The following is a 14,274-nucleotide window of genomic DNA, read 5'->3' on the forward strand; positions in this document are numbered from 1 at the left end:
TATGGATCAGTTTGCTCCGTTCCTGCTAAGCATGATCATATGCCTTACCTTACCGGGTGTTCAGGGCATCTTTAACACTGGAACGAATGCGGCATTGCTCACCACTGTTCAAACGACAGTGGCAACCGCTCTGGCCATATCAAGCATTGGCCTGGCTTTGAGCAGCCTCGCTCCGGCGCATGCAAGCATTGTCATATTGCTTGGCATTTTGTCAGCGCCGGTCGCAAGTCAGTATGCGCATAAGCCTTTATTCAGGCTTATGGCATCTTGTTTCATGTTTCTTTTATATCTGCGCCTGGGACTTCCGCAGGCAGGATTTTAGAGCGTGGCCATATCGATGACGAAACGGTAGCGCACGTCGCTTTTCAGAACGCGCTCATAGGCTTCGTTGATGTCCTTGATGTCGATGGTTTCGATCTCGGCAACAATATTGTGCTTGCCGCAGAAATCCAACATTTCCTGGGTTTCCTTGATCGAGCCAATCATGGAGCCGGCAAGGGTTTTGCGCCCGCCAATCAGGGAGAAGGCATGCACGGGAACCGCATGTTCCGGAACGCCCACCAGCACCATTGTGCCATCAAGCTTCAGCAGCGTGAGATAAGCATTCCAGTCAATCGTGGTGCCGACAGTGCAAATGATCAAATCGAACGTGCCTGCCAGACTTGTAAACGTCTCAGCATCGCTGGTTGCATAATAGTGGCTGGCGCCAAGCTTCAACCCGTCTTCTTTTTTCGACAGGGTTTGGCTGAGGACTGTGACCTCGGCACCCATGGCGTGTGCGATCTTGACGCCCATATGGCCAAGCCCGCCCATGCCGACAATCGCGACTTTTTTGCCGGGGCCAGCTTTCCAATGATGAAGCGGCGAGTAAAGGGTGATACCCGCGCAGAGCAAGGGCGCAGCTGCATCCAATGGCAGGTTCTCGGGGAAGGAAAGAACATAGCCTTCTTTTACGACGATCGAGTCCGAATAGCCGCCATAAGTCGGGGTGGTACCGTCTGCTTCGTAATCATTATAGGTCTGGACGAGACCGGGCATATACTGCTCGAGATCGACGTTCCGTTCGGCGCATTTCGTGCAGGAATTGACAAAACAACCAACACCGACGCGATCACCAGTCTTGAATTTTGTCACTTTGGAGCCGACCGAAGTTACAATACCTGCCACCTCGTGGCCGGGAACCATGGGGAATATGCCATTACCCCATTCGCTGCGAGCCTGATGGATATCGGAATGGCAAACGCCACAATATTTTACCGATATGACAACATCGTCTTCGTTTGGCTCACGGCGTTCAAAGGTGAAGGGTGTAAGAGGTTGTGACGCATCCGTCGCAGCGTAGCCTTTTGCAATAGCCATGGGTATTTCCTTTTTGGGGATGTAGAGCGCTACTATGCAGCCCATCGGAATTGGAGCGGTAGAGCAATCCTGCAAGCTTATTGCACAATCCTGCAAAAGTGATGGGGCGGCATGATGCGGAGCCGCTCAAGCGTGGTATAAGTTCTGTCTCTTGGCAATCCGGAACCCAACACTATATGACACTACCATTCTCTCCCTATCAGGAAATTGCTGCGATCATTGATCGTTTTACCGGCGCGGACGGTAATTTTTCGACAGCGATCAGCAATCTCAGTTTTTATCGACACAGTGCCCCGACGATGCCCCACCATAGTGCTTATCGACCCGGCTTCGCCATTGTCGTGCAGGGCGCAAAAAGCTTGACCGTAGGGCAGGAGATTTATCGCTATGGCGCGGGTCAATATCTTTTGACCTCGCTAGACCTGCCGGTTGAATCACATGTGACAGAGGCCACCCCGGAAGCGCCTTATCTGTGCCTCACCTACACGATTGACAGCGCCCGTTTGAGCGACATGATTGCTCGTGTCAGTATTCCGCGTCAGGCGACAGCAGAGGGCATAAGGGGCTGGGCCGTGAATATTGCATCACCGGAAATCCTTGATGCGTCAGTGCGGCTGCTGCGGCTTCTCGACAGGCCCGACGATATTGAAGCCGTCGCCCCGTTGATAGAACAGGAAATTCTCTACCGCCTTCTCTCTGGCCCTGACGGGCCGCGTCTGCTCCAGATTGCAATGTCCGAAAGTCAAAGCAATAAGGTTGTCCGCGCTATTTCATGGATAAGGGACAATTTTGCCGAAACATTACGGATTGAGGATCTGGCGGGACGTGTCAATATGAGCGTTTCTTCGCTGCATCACAATTTCAAGGCTGTCACTGCAATGACGCCTTTGCAGTATCAAAAGCAGCTTCGTTTGCATGAGGCGCGTCGGCTTATTTTGGTGGATCGGCTGGATGTCGGCATGGCTGGACACAAGGTCGGCTATGACAGCCCGTCTCAATTCAGCCGCGAATATAGCCGTCTCTATGGCTCGCCTCCATTGCGCGATGCCGAGCGGATAAGGGGCGCTACCGGCGACAGCAAATCATTGCCTTGATCGCTGACGGAAGCGCCCCTCATTCTTTTAGTTGGATTTGGCGGGAACTCTGCGGAGCACGTCGTCATAAGGTGCAAGGTCGAGAAAGGCGGTTACTTCGACGGCCTTTCCATCCCGCATATGGAATATCCAGGCATAGCTATTGCTGTAAGGAACGCCATCTGCCGCCACGGCAACACCTTCCCAATTGATTATCACGTGGTCTCCATCGGCCCATATCTTTTTGCTGACCGGTGTGACCGGTTTGGACAGGCGGGATACGAATGGGCGAACTGCCTGCTCAAGGAATGTTTCGCGCCCCCGAAACAGGCCAGCGCTTGGCCCGGACCCTTCGATCCTCCAATTGACTTCCGGTGACAGCACATCGGTAAAGAAGCTTTGTCCACCGGCGGCCCAGGCATCGAATGCCTCGGTTACGATCTGCTTGTTGCGCGAGGTGACATCCTGAGACGCTTGCGCCTGCGTGGTGGGCAGAAGGGGGAGCGTCAGCAAAGCCACTGTCAATGCAGCGCTGCGGATCAGGGATAATATTGATTGCATCATTTTACTCCTTCAGATCTGTGATTAAGCGGATTTCAAAGACGATCAGTGGGGGCTGGCTGTCGGGCGGATAATGATTTCGCTCACATCCACCTCTGCTGGCTGGCTGATGGCATAGAGAATGGAGTTCGCGATGGCTTCCGGACTGATCGTGACGGCGCGAAAGCCTTTCATCGCGTCACGGGCAATAGGGTCACTGATTGTGTCCGCAAGTTCCGATGTTGTTGTGCCCGGTGAAATGACGGTAACCCGAATTTTATCGTTCTCTTGCCGCAAGCCATCGGAAATGGCGCGCACAGCGAATTTTGTAGCGCAGTAAACGGCGGCCGTCGGCGACACGGTGTGGCCGCCAATCGAAGAGAGATTGATGATCTGGCCGCTTTCCTGCTGCTTCATGATAGGAAGCGCTGCCGCAATGCCGTAAAGTACGCCTTTAATATTGACGTCAACCATCCGGTCCCATTCGTCGACCAAGAGAGCATCCATTGGTGATAAGGGCATGACACCGGCATTATTGATCATCACGTCGAGACGACCGAATTCCGAGACGGCAAAATTTACAAAACTGCTGACGTCCTTCCTGTCGGTGACATCCAGTTTTTTGGTCAGAACCGAACCGCCATCAAGCGCGATCTCTTCAGCCAATCTGTCGAGCCGGTCGGCACGCCGCGCACCGATGACAATATGCGCGCCAGCCTTGGCAAGAACCCGGGCCGTTGCTTCGCCAATACCGCTACTCGCACCGGTAATGGCAATGACTTTTCCTTGAACATCAAGCATTTCAAACTCCATGGTTTCTTGAGATTATTGGATATTATTTGCGGCGCAGGATCATCCCGCCGTGGTGAAGCGTGTTTTCGTCCACGAAATCGCCATCGGCGGTAAAGCCTGTGTCGTCCCAATATTCGATATGATTGCCGGTCACTTCGTAACGGCCCTGATAGGCACTTTCGCGATTGCCGCGTGCCTCGTCATAGCGGTTATTGGGAAGCAGTTCATGGCGGACCCGGCCATCATCGGTGACCCACATGCCAACATATGCGTGTTGCAACATTTGAACCTCTTTTGTTTTGCTATTCTCTGTGTCGAGGGGCTTTTGCATCTTTTCCGATGCCCCGCTGAAAGAACCAGACATCGATGCAAGAAGAGCAGTCATGACGCCTGCTGCTATTTTGGAGCTGTGCATTGGCATGAGTTATTTCCTTTCGAGCCGGTGTGAATTCTATCTACAGGACGAAAATACGTGGTCGTATTAGGATTATAAAGTTGCCAATAGCGGATGAGCTGGTTAGTAATGCTTACTAATGATGGATGATCTTGAAGGTATCCCGGTATTTCTGGCGGTTGCTGAAGCGAAGAATTTTCGCATCGCAAGCGAGCGTCTCGGCGTTACGCGCTCTGCGGTCAGTCAGGCGCTTCAACGTCTCGAGGATCGTGTCGGCGTGGCGCTGGTACAACGAACGACCCGGAGCGTAAGGCTGACGGAAGCCGGCGAATTATTCTATGACGCAGTGCAGCCTTCTGTTTCGCAAGTCCGACAGGCCGTTGAGGCCGCGCGCGAGATTCAGGGCAAGCCCAGCGGGCTGCTGAGGATTGCTGTTTCGTCAATCGCAGAGAGCTTCCTGTCTGGCCCGCTGCTTGCGGGATTCATAGAGCGCTATCCTGACGTGACGCTCGACATCACTGTTACCGATGAAGAGTTTGATATTGTCAGCACCGGATTTGATGCAGCAGTGCGGCTTGGTGAAGTCATCGAACAGGATATGATCGCTGTTCCTGTATCATCGCAGCAAAGGCAATGTGCTTTCGCCTCGCCGGAATATCTGGAAAAAAACGGCAGTCCCTCGCATCCAAGCGAATTGCCGGACCATATTTGTATCGGCTGGCGACCCCGCCCGGACAGTGCGCCCTATCGCTGGGAGTTTACAGAAAATGGCCGCGACTTTGATGTCGCCGTCAATCCCGAAGTGACCACCAACGACATGCAGTTTATGATACGCATGGCCTGCGCCGGTGCCGGGATTACGTTTGGCATGGTCGATACATTTCAACCATGGGTTTCACGCGGCGAACTTGTGCCGCTTTTGGGAGCTTTCGGACCACCGTTCAACGGCTTTTATCTCTATTATCCAAGACGCCACAGGCAGCCCATCAAGTTAAGGGCGCTGGTGGATCATATACGTGCCGCACGTCATGGCTGATCAGATGCGATGCCCATCCTTGTCAAAAAGATGGATCGGAGCGCTGGACAACGAGAGGTCAATATCCATGCCTGAGGCAAGGTCATGCTGTCCGGGGATAACGACCAGGAATTTTTGCCCCGCGACTTCCGTGTGAAGCACCGTTTCGGAGCCAAGCGCTTCAACGAGCTTGATTTTGGCTTTAATACTCTTGTCACCTGAACCGAAAGTGACATGCTGCGGGCGAATGCCCAGGGTGATCCGTGCGCCCTGCTCGAGACTTGTCTCGCGAGCAGGAATCGCAAGCTGATAGCCATCGGCCAGCGCGACCACCAGATTTCCCGATTGGACGGAACTGACAGTTCCTTCCAGAAAGTTCATATGGGGAGCGCCGATGAAGCCCGCGACAAACCGGTTTGCCGGCGTATTGTAGAGTTCAAGCGGTGTGCCAACCTGTTCGATTTTTCCGGCGCGTAGTACGACGATCCGGTCAGCGAGGGTCATCGCCTCCACCTGATCGTGGGTTACGTAAATCATGGTGGATGAAAGGCGGGCATGAAGTGCGGCCAGCTCGGCGCGGGTGGAAACCCGCAGCTCAGCATCCAGATTTGACAAAGGTTCATCCAGCAGAAAGGCGACGGGGCGGCGCACGATAGCCCGGCCGATTGCAACTCTCTGTCGCTGGCCGCCGGAAAGCTGACCAGGCCGCCGGGCCAAATAGGGCTCGATCTCAAGCATGCGGGCGGCTTCCGTTATCCGCTCGTCGATCTCGGCTTTGGGCATCTTGGAGTTCTCAAGGCCAAAGGCAAGATTTTGGCGCACACTCATATGCGGGTAGAGTGCGTAGGACTGGAATACCATGGCGAGGCCGCGATCAGCAGCTGTCACATCGTTGACCGGTTTCCCGTCAATGGCAATCTCGCCGCTGGTGATTTTCTCCAGCCCGGCAATGGCGCGCAGCAAGGTAGATTTTCCACAACCCGACGGGCCGACGAAAACAACAAGTTCACCATCGTTTATGTCGAGGTTGATGCCATGCAGGACATCGATATTTCCGAAGGATTTTTTGACATTGGAGAGTGTGATCTGGCCCATATGAGTTTCCTTATTTTAGGCCCGTGCCGGCGATGCCAGTGGTGATGAAACGCTGCAGGAAGATGAACACAAGCACCACCGGGATCATGGTGACGACGGTCATCGCCAGGATGAAGTGCCATTGCACATTAAGTTCGCCGGAATAGATGCTCAGGCCAACTTGCAGTGTGTAAAGCTCTTTGCGCGATAGAACGATCAGTGGCCAGAGGAAGTCATTCCACCGCCAGACGACCGAGAAGATTGCAAGCACTGCAAGCGCAGGCGCAGTCAGCGGCAGCACGATGCGCCAGTAGATCTGCCACTCGGACGCCTTGTCCATCCGCGCCGCATCGATAAGCTCATCGGGAATGGTCAACATGTACTGGCGCAGTATGAAAACGCCGGTGGGCGTTGCGACTGTCGGTAAAATCACGCCCCAGAGATTGTTGAACAGACCGAGCGCCGAGATAATTGAATAGAGCGGCACCATGATGACCGAAAGCGGGACCATGAGCGTGGCAAGAATGATCAGCATCGCCACCGAGCGGCCTCGAAACTCGTATTTCGACAGGGCGAAGGCCGCCATTGAATTGACGATGAGCGTAATCAGCGTTGCCATGACTGTGACGAACACCGAATTCCACAGATAGCGGAAGAAGTCGAAATGCACGAATGGTCCGGTGTAATTCTCCGTGGCGAAGGACAATTCCTGTACAGGTTTGCGGCTATTGATATTGACCCGAATGGTTTCGTCAGGCTTGGCGGGATCAACCATCTGGCTGAAAAGCCCAATGCGGCGCACTTCGGCAAGCTTCTTCGTCGTGCCATCTGGCAGCGTCACATCATAGAGAGTCAAAGGCTTGTCATGCCCCTCAACACTGACCTGCTGGCTGGTATAGGGCAGGATTGATGGAGGGAATTCCGCCAGTGCCGCCGGTGTCTTGAAAGAAGAGAACATCAGCCACAAGGCGGGGCCGAACATGATGAACAATCCGCCTATGAGCCAAACCCAAGTGACGATATCGGTCCAATGCCAACCCTTGCCGCCCCTGCGGCGCAGAATGAAAGCTGCGGCTCTTCCCATCAGCGTTTCCCCTTCTTTTCGCCGCGACGGCCAAGGCCAAGCTGCACCAATGTGAGCACGACAAGGACGAGGCCCATGAGTATGGATGCTGCGGCTGCAAGCCCGGGATTGCGTGGCTGCGATACAAAGCCCGTTTCATAAATATACTGGGTGATGAACAAGGTGCTCGTTCCCGGGCCACCGCCGGTGAGTATGTACACCTCGTCAAAGACCTGCACGGAGCGGATCAGCGCGAGCACAATAACGACGACGAGATTGGGCATAAGAAGCGGCAGGGTGATACGCCAGAAGACTCTCGCCGGTTTAGTGCCGTCCATATCTGCGGCTTCATAAAGATCTTTCGGGATTGCCTGCAGGCCAGCCAACAGGATCAAGGCGTAAAAGCCCATATGCGCCCAAAGCGAAACCCCAACCGCGGCGGCGAAGGACCAGGTGCGGTCTGTCAGCCAGGTATAGGGATCAACGCCAAACGGATAGAGAATGAAATTCAAAAGACCTTGCCGCTGAAGAATCCATCGCCAGATGAGCCCGACAACCACAGGCGAGAGCAAAACCGGAAAGAAGAATACCGCGCGCCAGAAAGAACGGGCCGCAAGGTTGCGGTTCAAGATCAGCGCAGTCACCAATGCTGCGCCGATCATCAGGGTTACCTGCAAAACCACAAACCAGAATGTATTGCTGACGGCGGTCCAGAATGCATCTTCCTGACAGGTGAGAGGGTCAAGATAATTGCTGCAGTCGAAAAGACGCTGATATTGATCTGCGCCGACATATGAGCGCTCCGGCAGAAACAGCGCGGAGCCGCCGGTCGTTGAATAGACGAAGTTGATGAAAAGCGGCAACAGCACGAAAATGCCGAAAATCAGCATATTCGGCGCAAGGAAAAAGATTGCCATGCCGCTAAGACCGGTCATTCTCTGCAATGCACGCAAAGGGCGGTCGATCAAGCCCATGACAAGCCGGACCGGGGCAAGCGCAATAGCGCCCAAGTGCTGGACTGCCGATGGTTTTGATGCAGTTTCAAGCGGCGCCGTCATTGCGCATCTCCCGTGCCGAGGTGTCAGGATTATGCGGCTTGTCTTCCATTATGAAGGGGAGAACAAGCCGCATTGCCAGTTCTGTCAAAGGCCGGAGTCCTTGACCTTGGTCGCAACGTCAGAATCGATACGGGTGAAGGCGTCGTCGAGCGGCAGCTCGCCGGCAATCACCTGAGCCACGCGGGTCACCAAGGCACCATAAACCGTGTCAGCCCAACGCCAGCCGGGCATTTTCTGAGCGGCGGGCGCAGTCGTCTTGCTGGCTTTGACAAATACATCAAGCGCTGCTTTGACCTGTGGGTCTTCGGTCTTGAAGTTGAGATCGCCCTTGTCGAGAATTCCCTTATGGGCCGGGATGAAAAGCGTTCGCTCTGAAAATTCTTTGACGACTGCTTCGCTTGCCAGATAGTCCATGACCTTGGCAACGTCTTTCGGGTTCTTTGTATATTTTACCGCAACCAGGCCTGCCCCTCCTGGCATGCCGGTGCAAGCAGCCGGGCCACAAGGGCTGCCGGTGGCAACCCAATCAAAGCCATTGCCGATTTTGGTCGCGAAATTAGGGATCTGCCATGAACCGGAATAGTAATAGGCAAGCTGCGCGTTGATAAAGTCGTCGGCGGCAGCGCGGTAGGTCTGGCCAGCAGCGGAAACCCACACATCCTTGCTCATCACCCCGTCATTCGTCCATCCGACAAATTTGGTGATGAAGTCCTTTGCGCCTTTATCCAGCGGCGCGGGTTTGCCATCAGCTCCGATGTAATTTGCACCGAAAGCAATATTGGGCGCCGTGATGCGATGGCCGGAACGGTCCAATGCCATGGCAAAAGGAATTTGCTGACTGTCGGCGACCTTCTTTGAAGCAGTTGCCCAGTCGTCCCATGTTGCATCAGGGCCGGGCAGGGGAACGCCTGCCTGTTCGAACAGGGTCTTGTTGGCAAAGCCACCGGTCAAAGTGACCTGCGTCATGAAACCCGAAATCTGGTTGGAGCCATCAGGCCGCATCCAGTCGGCCTGAGCGCCGAAATTGGCGTCCCAATAGGCTGCGTCCGATATAAGGGGGCGCAGATCCAGCCAATACCGGCTGAGGTCTTTCAGCGCCGTTACACGCGCAATATCCGGACCATGACCTGCTTCGAGTTGAACCGGCAATTGTTCCTTGATGACACCAAAAGCAACATTGTCGATCGTCACTTTGATATCCGGGTTTTGGTCCATGAAGCGCTTCATGAGGTCAGCCAAGACCTCACCTTCAACACCATCGGAATACCACATGATACGTACATCGCCAGCATAGGCCGTCGATGTCAGAAGCGCGAGCGTAGCGCCCGCCAGAAGCGATCTCAATTTCATGCCTGTTTCCTCCTCCAAGGACAAGGCGAGCCTCCACCCGCCGGGTTTATTCTTATGATTGGTCCAGCATTTTCGCTTCGCCCTTTACGCTATAATCGGCTCTTGTAAGAACGCGGCCTTCAGCCTCAATGCTGCCATCGGCACGGAAACGGACAGTCCCATATTCGGGATCGTCAATGATAATGGTCCCGTCACTTTCCTCACGGGCATCAAGGCGACCAAAGCGTTCTTCGACAGATGCCAAATCATTCGAGGTGCAGACGCGCACAATCCAGCGTGTTTTCATGCCATATTGGCGCAATTCCACATTCGCAGACGGGCCTTCCGTAACCTGCAACAGTGGTTGGCTGGCATGCAGCAAAACGGCTCCCGTTCCCGAGCGGGCTACAGCGCGATTGCCCGAGACATGGCTTTCATCAAACTCGGCAATTGGAAACCAGGCATGGGTGAAGTCTGGTTGTTCTTCGTGGATCGAAAAGTCGAGAACAGCCAGACCGCGATATTGCTGGGCGCGAGGAATAGTACCGCATCCGCCCCAGTAAGATGGCCGTCCATAACCGAACTGGATCGTTTCGCCCGGATGATTGATCCAGATCGCCGCCTCGGGCTTTTCTCCCAGGCGCAAATGTAGAATGGTTTCCTGATAACCCCATTCACCCCAGCGATAATGAGCGGCTGATCCTATGGCGAAATCAGCACTCTTATAATGGTAGAGCGCGGCAAAGGCGTTCTCACCTTGCGCAAAGCGCCATTCCTGATGCTGGTCTTCCCGGTAATCGGCGATCGTGGAAAGAGCTGCGGGAATTGCAAGGCCGTGGTCACGCAGGCAGACGGCGAGTTGCGGCAAGGCATGAACGCGGCGGCCATACCAGCCCTTGCCCCAGAGAAGGCGAGCCACACCCGACAATTCGAGCGAACGCCCTGCACAAAGCGTGTGTTCGTAAGAACGGCCCTGCGCTGCCGTCACCATGCCATGATGGGCAGAGCGGGCAATGATTTCACAAAGCCGGACAATGCCTGCCTTGGCGCGTGTGGCAATATCATCATCGGGAGCCAGAGCGGCAAGCGCCGTCAGACCTTTCAGGTCAATCGGGAAATAGGGCGCGGAGTTGAATTCCGCCATTTCCCAATTTTCGAAATGATCAAGCCATGCGCGTACCCGCTCCGCACCGATCCTGCTTTGCTCGGACCCCGTACGGCCCGAGCGGACAAAGGTGCTGTTCGAGAGAAGATGGCCAGCAAGATAGGCTGATGTATGAAAAAGCAGCGCGTGGTTTTCCGAGAAATACCACTGAACATCATTGCCCGGCTCATCCATCCAATAGCGGTAATTGAGAATGGCGGCATCAATCCGATCGCGCGTTTTGCTGTTGATGTCCTTGCCCCAGACTGTGCGCGACCAAATGAGCGGAACGAGCGAGAAGTCTGCGCAATCATGGCAATCTTCGATGGAGGGGAGAATCTCCTCAATCATCGCATCGGTTTGCGCACCGGCGCGGCCGCTGGCAAGACGGGCAAAGGCCCGAACAGTGTCCCGTTCCGAATGTTCCGAAATTTCATCAAGCGTTTCGGCAATGCGGCTTTCAAGCGTTGCCCCGGCTTTACCTTGCCGTTCGGCATGACAAATCTCGACACCCAAGGAACGTGAGGCGACAAAACCGCCAGCGTTCAAGGTGATACGGAAATGGCGGAAATCGGCAGGAGCTTCTTCAGACGGTCCGATCAGCAAGCTGGTTGCGCCAGCCGCAAGCTCGAAATCGAAATCAAACCGTTCGCGTGACATGAAGTCACCTTCGACGGCAACATTAACCTTGACGTCAACCGGTAGCGGCTGTGCGAGCAGGAGAGTAATATCGCCGCCAAAATAATGCGGACGATCAAGAGACATTCCGTCAAGCGCCGCTTCGAGGCTATCGGCAATCGATCCGGCAACCGGCACGGGCAGTGCTATCTTCGCCGCCGGACCAGAGAGATAATCGAACTGGAAGAAATAGCGGGCGTCACGCTCGGCCAGATCATCGAAGAAAAGCGTAATTTCATTTATGCCTTCGATGAGGGGGAGTTCGAATTCCTGTTTTGCTTCGAGATTTCGGCTATAGGGCGCCATCCAGCCAATCTCAGCCCCGTTAAGCCAAAGAACTGCGCCGCCACAGGTTCCCAATTGAATTGTCGCGGTTCCGGCGGTTTCAGCGTCGATATAGGTCCGGGTCCAGGTGGCAAGACGCGTTGGCCGGAACCAGAAGCCGGATAAATCCAGCCGGGGCGAACCGAAAGGCAGCCACCATTTTGCAGCGTCAAATGTGCCGCGGACATCCGGGCGTTTGCCACGATAGGTATCGGCAAAAATCGTGCGGCATGGATATTCATGCGGAATGAAATTCTTGACCTTGGTCAGGAAGAAGAACGGGTCCATCTCACCCTGCATAGGGGCATCAGCCACATCGAAGCGTTCTTCGGAAAGAGCGCTGACCTGCCAGTAGCGCAAGGGTTCTCCCGGCTTGAGGGGCTTGCGCATCCAATGAGTTTCCGCGTTCATTTCAAATCCGCTACGGCAACCGGTGCCACATCATTATATTCCTGATTTTCTCCCGTCATCCCCCAGACAAAGGCATAGGGACCTGTGCCAGCGCCCATATGGATGGACCAGGCTGGAGAGACGAGCGCTTCCAGATCGGCAACCACGAGATGGCGCGTTTCATCGGGACGGCCCATGAGGTGGATAACGCGATCTTCAGGAGCAAGGTCGAAATAGCAATAGGCTTCCATGCGCCGTTCATGCAGGTGGGGTGGCATGGTATTCCAGACACTGCCATCGGCAAGATCGGTAATACCCATCAAAAGCAGGCAGGACGGGGCGACTTCCGGGTGAATATACATACGCAGCTTGCGCTTGTTGGATCGTTGTTCGGCACCAAGTTCGAGCAATTTGGATTCTGATTTGCGGATCAGACGATGCGGGATATCGCTGCCTGCGGGAACAGAATTCATGTAGAATCGGGCAGGTGCATCGCCGGACACGCTTGATAGCGAAATTTCTTTTGCGCCACGCCCAATATAAAGCACGTCGCGGTTTTCCAGGGTGAAGCTTTGGCCATCAACAGTGATCGTGCCGCTGCCACCCAAATTGGCGACGCCCATTTCGCGAGCGGAAAGCAGATAGGGCGTGCCGATATCATCGCCAGTCCCAAATACGAGTTGTTTTGTTACCGGCACTGCACCACCCAAGATCAGGCGATCCACATGGGTGTAGGTAAAGCTGACTGCGTCCGGCTGAAACAGATCCTCAAGAAGGAACTCAGCGCGCAACCGCCCCGTATCGAAAGTCTTCGTATCCTCGGGGCCTGCCCCGTAAAGAACTTTCATTGTCATGCTGCCTGTTCTCCTGCTTCCACATGCTGCAACGCTTCGGAAAGGCAGAGAATGGAAAGTGCCTGTCCGTAGCCTGTCGGCTGAATGGGAATGTCTTTATAAAATTGCAGATCGTGGCCCATGCGTGTGCCATATGAGACGTTGAGCACGGTACCGGTTTCGTCGATATTATTCAGAACTGCCTTTACGGCTTTCAGCCCAGCCTTTCGCCATTCCGGTGTGCCAAGCCCGATGCGATATCCCTTCAAAAGGCCATAGCCAATACCGGCGGTAGCGGAGATTTCTTCGTAGGAAGACGGATCGTCGAGCAAAGTGCGCCATGCGCCCGATGCGGTTTGTAAGGGGAGCAGTGCGTTGACCTGCGCAACCAGCACGCCCATGAGAAAGTCCTTCACGGGTTTGGGCATATCTGCGAGATCAAAAAGATCAAGCATTCCGGCAGTTATCCAGGCATTGCCTCGCGCCCAACGAGCCTGCGCGAAATTATGACGTCCTCTGAAAGTCCAGCCATGGAACCAAAGGCCGGATTTTGTGTCGGCAAGATAACGGGAGTGAACAAGGAACTGGCGTGCAGCTTCATCGACCAGCTCTCGGCGGCCGCTTGCCTGCCCGTAAGACGCAAGGAACAGGGCAACCATATAAAGTGTATCGTCCCAGAGTTCATGATCGTTCACCTTGTCTGAGACATGGTGTTCGAAGGCACCTTCTTCGGTGCGGGACATTTGCGACATGATCTGATCGGCCCAATCATCCAGCGGCTTTTTCCAGCGCGGATCGCGCGTTTCCTTCCAGAGAACAGACAGAGCCAGCATGGGAGCAGTGGTATTGACGTTGAGCGCAGGAAGGCCAGCCGCAATGCGAGCGGTGTACCAATCTTCAATCAAGGTCTTGAGGTCATCACGGCCAGTGAAAAGCCATAGACGGACAAGCCCATAAAGCCCGACCCCTTGCGGCCATTCCCAACTTTCGAATGAGATGTAGTCGCCCGCAGTGCCGTCGAGATTAGGTTCATCGAAGCGGCCATCATTGTGGAGTCCGGTCATGCCGGCCACGATCAGATCCAGCTGGTTGCGGATATTCTGGCCGGTAAGGCCCATCTGCTTTCCTCCAAGTCCCGCCATGCAGATGCATGACTGCAATCTACGCTTCTCCCGAGCGATAAGACTATGGAAGCACCAGAAAATAAT

General features: G+C 54.6%; 14 protein-coding genes. 3 read left to right on the forward strand and 11 right to left on the reverse strand.

Features of this window, described 5'->3' with window-relative positions; genetic code table 11:
• Window position 1: 1 nt before the first annotated feature.
• Window positions 2-322 carry a hypothetical protein gene (locus V9K92_RS20930; RefSeq protein ID WP_337354855.1) on the forward strand — a complete coding sequence of 107 codons (321 nt, stop codon included), beginning with the start codon at window positions 2-4 and terminating at the stop codon, window positions 320-322.
• Here the strand turns inward: V9K92_RS20930 and V9K92_RS20935 are convergent.
• Window positions 319-1,359, reverse strand: a complete 1,041-nt coding sequence (locus V9K92_RS20935; RefSeq protein ID WP_115053790.1) for an alcohol dehydrogenase catalytic domain-containing protein — start codon at window positions 1,357-1,359, stop codon at window positions 319-321. The genes V9K92_RS20930 and V9K92_RS20935 overlap by 4 nt on opposite strands.
• 176 nt (window positions 1,360-1,535) lie before the next feature.
• On the opposite strand from V9K92_RS20935, the gene V9K92_RS20940 reads away from it, so the two are divergent.
• Window positions 1,536-2,453 (forward strand): AraC family transcriptional regulator, encoded by a 918-nt coding sequence (locus V9K92_RS20940; protein WP_337354856.1) that lies wholly within the window; start codon window positions 1,536-1,538, stop codon window positions 2,451-2,453.
• A gap of 27 nt (window positions 2,454-2,480) precedes the next feature.
• On the opposite strand, the gene V9K92_RS20945 is transcribed toward V9K92_RS20940, so the two are convergent.
• Genes V9K92_RS20945 through V9K92_RS20955 form a run of 3 tightly spaced genes read right to left on the reverse strand, consistent with a single transcriptional unit; the run spans window position 2,481 to window position 4,095 of the window.
• A complete protein-coding gene (locus V9K92_RS20945; protein WP_337354857.1) occupies window positions 2,481-2,996 on the reverse strand; it encodes a nuclear transport factor 2 family protein in 516 nt (171 codons plus the stop codon).
• A gap of 42 nt (window positions 2,997-3,038) precedes the next feature.
• The gene (locus tag V9K92_RS20950; RefSeq protein WP_337354858.1) at window positions 3,039-3,773 is read right to left on the reverse strand and encodes an SDR family oxidoreductase; all 735 of its coding nucleotides are present in this window, start codon (window positions 3,771-3,773) and stop codon (window positions 3,039-3,041) included.
• 34 nt (window positions 3,774-3,807) lie between these two features.
• The gene (locus V9K92_RS20955; RefSeq protein ID WP_337354949.1) at window positions 3,808-4,095 is read right to left on the reverse strand and encodes an Atu4866 domain-containing protein; all 288 of its coding nucleotides are present in this window, start codon (window positions 4,093-4,095) and stop codon (window positions 3,808-3,810) included.
• A 202-nt stretch (window positions 4,096-4,297) separates the two neighbouring features.
• On the opposite strand from V9K92_RS20955, the gene V9K92_RS20960 reads away from it, so the two are divergent.
• Window positions 4,298-5,194, forward strand: a complete 897-nt coding sequence (locus V9K92_RS20960; protein WP_337354859.1) for a LysR substrate-binding domain-containing protein — start codon at window positions 4,298-4,300, stop codon at window positions 5,192-5,194.
• Here V9K92_RS20960 and V9K92_RS20965 read toward each other — a convergent pair whose 3' ends face one another.
• The 7 genes from V9K92_RS20965 to bglB form a co-directional block, all read right to left on the reverse strand.
• Window positions 5,195-6,268 (reverse strand): sn-glycerol-3-phosphate ABC transporter ATP-binding protein UgpC, encoded by a 1,074-nt coding sequence (locus V9K92_RS20965; RefSeq protein WP_115053795.1) that lies wholly within the window; start codon window positions 6,266-6,268, stop codon window positions 5,195-5,197.
• Between the two features lie 10 nt (window positions 6,269-6,278).
• Window positions 6,279-7,331 carry a carbohydrate ABC transporter permease gene (locus V9K92_RS20970; RefSeq protein WP_115053796.1) on the reverse strand — a complete coding sequence of 351 codons (1,053 nt, stop codon included), beginning with the start codon at window positions 7,329-7,331 and terminating at the stop codon, window positions 6,279-6,281.
• Window positions 7,331-8,368, reverse strand: a complete 1,038-nt coding sequence (locus V9K92_RS20975) for a carbohydrate ABC transporter permease (RefSeq protein WP_115053797.1) — start codon at window positions 8,366-8,368, stop codon at window positions 7,331-7,333. The genes V9K92_RS20970 and V9K92_RS20975 overlap by 1 nt, the downstream gene beginning before the upstream one ends.
• Before the next feature lie 84 nt (window positions 8,369-8,452).
• Entirely contained in the window at window positions 8,453-9,718 is a 1,266-nt protein-coding gene (locus V9K92_RS20980) for an ABC transporter substrate-binding protein (RefSeq protein ID WP_337354860.1), read from the reverse strand.
• 52 nt (window positions 9,719-9,770) lie between these two features.
• Window positions 9,771-12,254 carry a hypothetical protein gene (locus V9K92_RS20985; protein ID WP_337354861.1) on the reverse strand — a complete coding sequence of 828 codons (2,484 nt, stop codon included), beginning with the start codon at window positions 12,252-12,254 and terminating at the stop codon, window positions 9,771-9,773.
• On the reverse strand, window positions 12,251-13,087 hold the full coding sequence (kduI, locus tag V9K92_RS20990; protein ID WP_337354862.1) for a 5-dehydro-4-deoxy-D-glucuronate isomerase: 837 nt from the start codon (window positions 13,085-13,087) through the stop codon (window positions 12,251-12,253). Before kduI ends, V9K92_RS20985 begins: the two co-directional genes overlap by 4 nt.
• Window positions 13,084-14,184 carry a beta-galactosidase BglB gene (gene bglB / locus V9K92_RS20995; protein WP_337354950.1) on the reverse strand — a complete coding sequence of 367 codons (1,101 nt, stop codon included), beginning with the start codon at window positions 14,182-14,184 and terminating at the stop codon, window positions 13,084-13,086. The genes kduI and bglB overlap by 4 nt, the downstream gene beginning before the upstream one ends.
• Window positions 14,185-14,274: the final 90 nt, after the last annotated feature.

The sequence above is a fragment of the Phyllobacterium sp. CCNWLW109 genome (assembly GCF_037203905.1).
GTDB lineage: Bacteria > Pseudomonadota > Alphaproteobacteria > Rhizobiales > Rhizobiaceae > Phyllobacterium > Phyllobacterium ifriqiyense.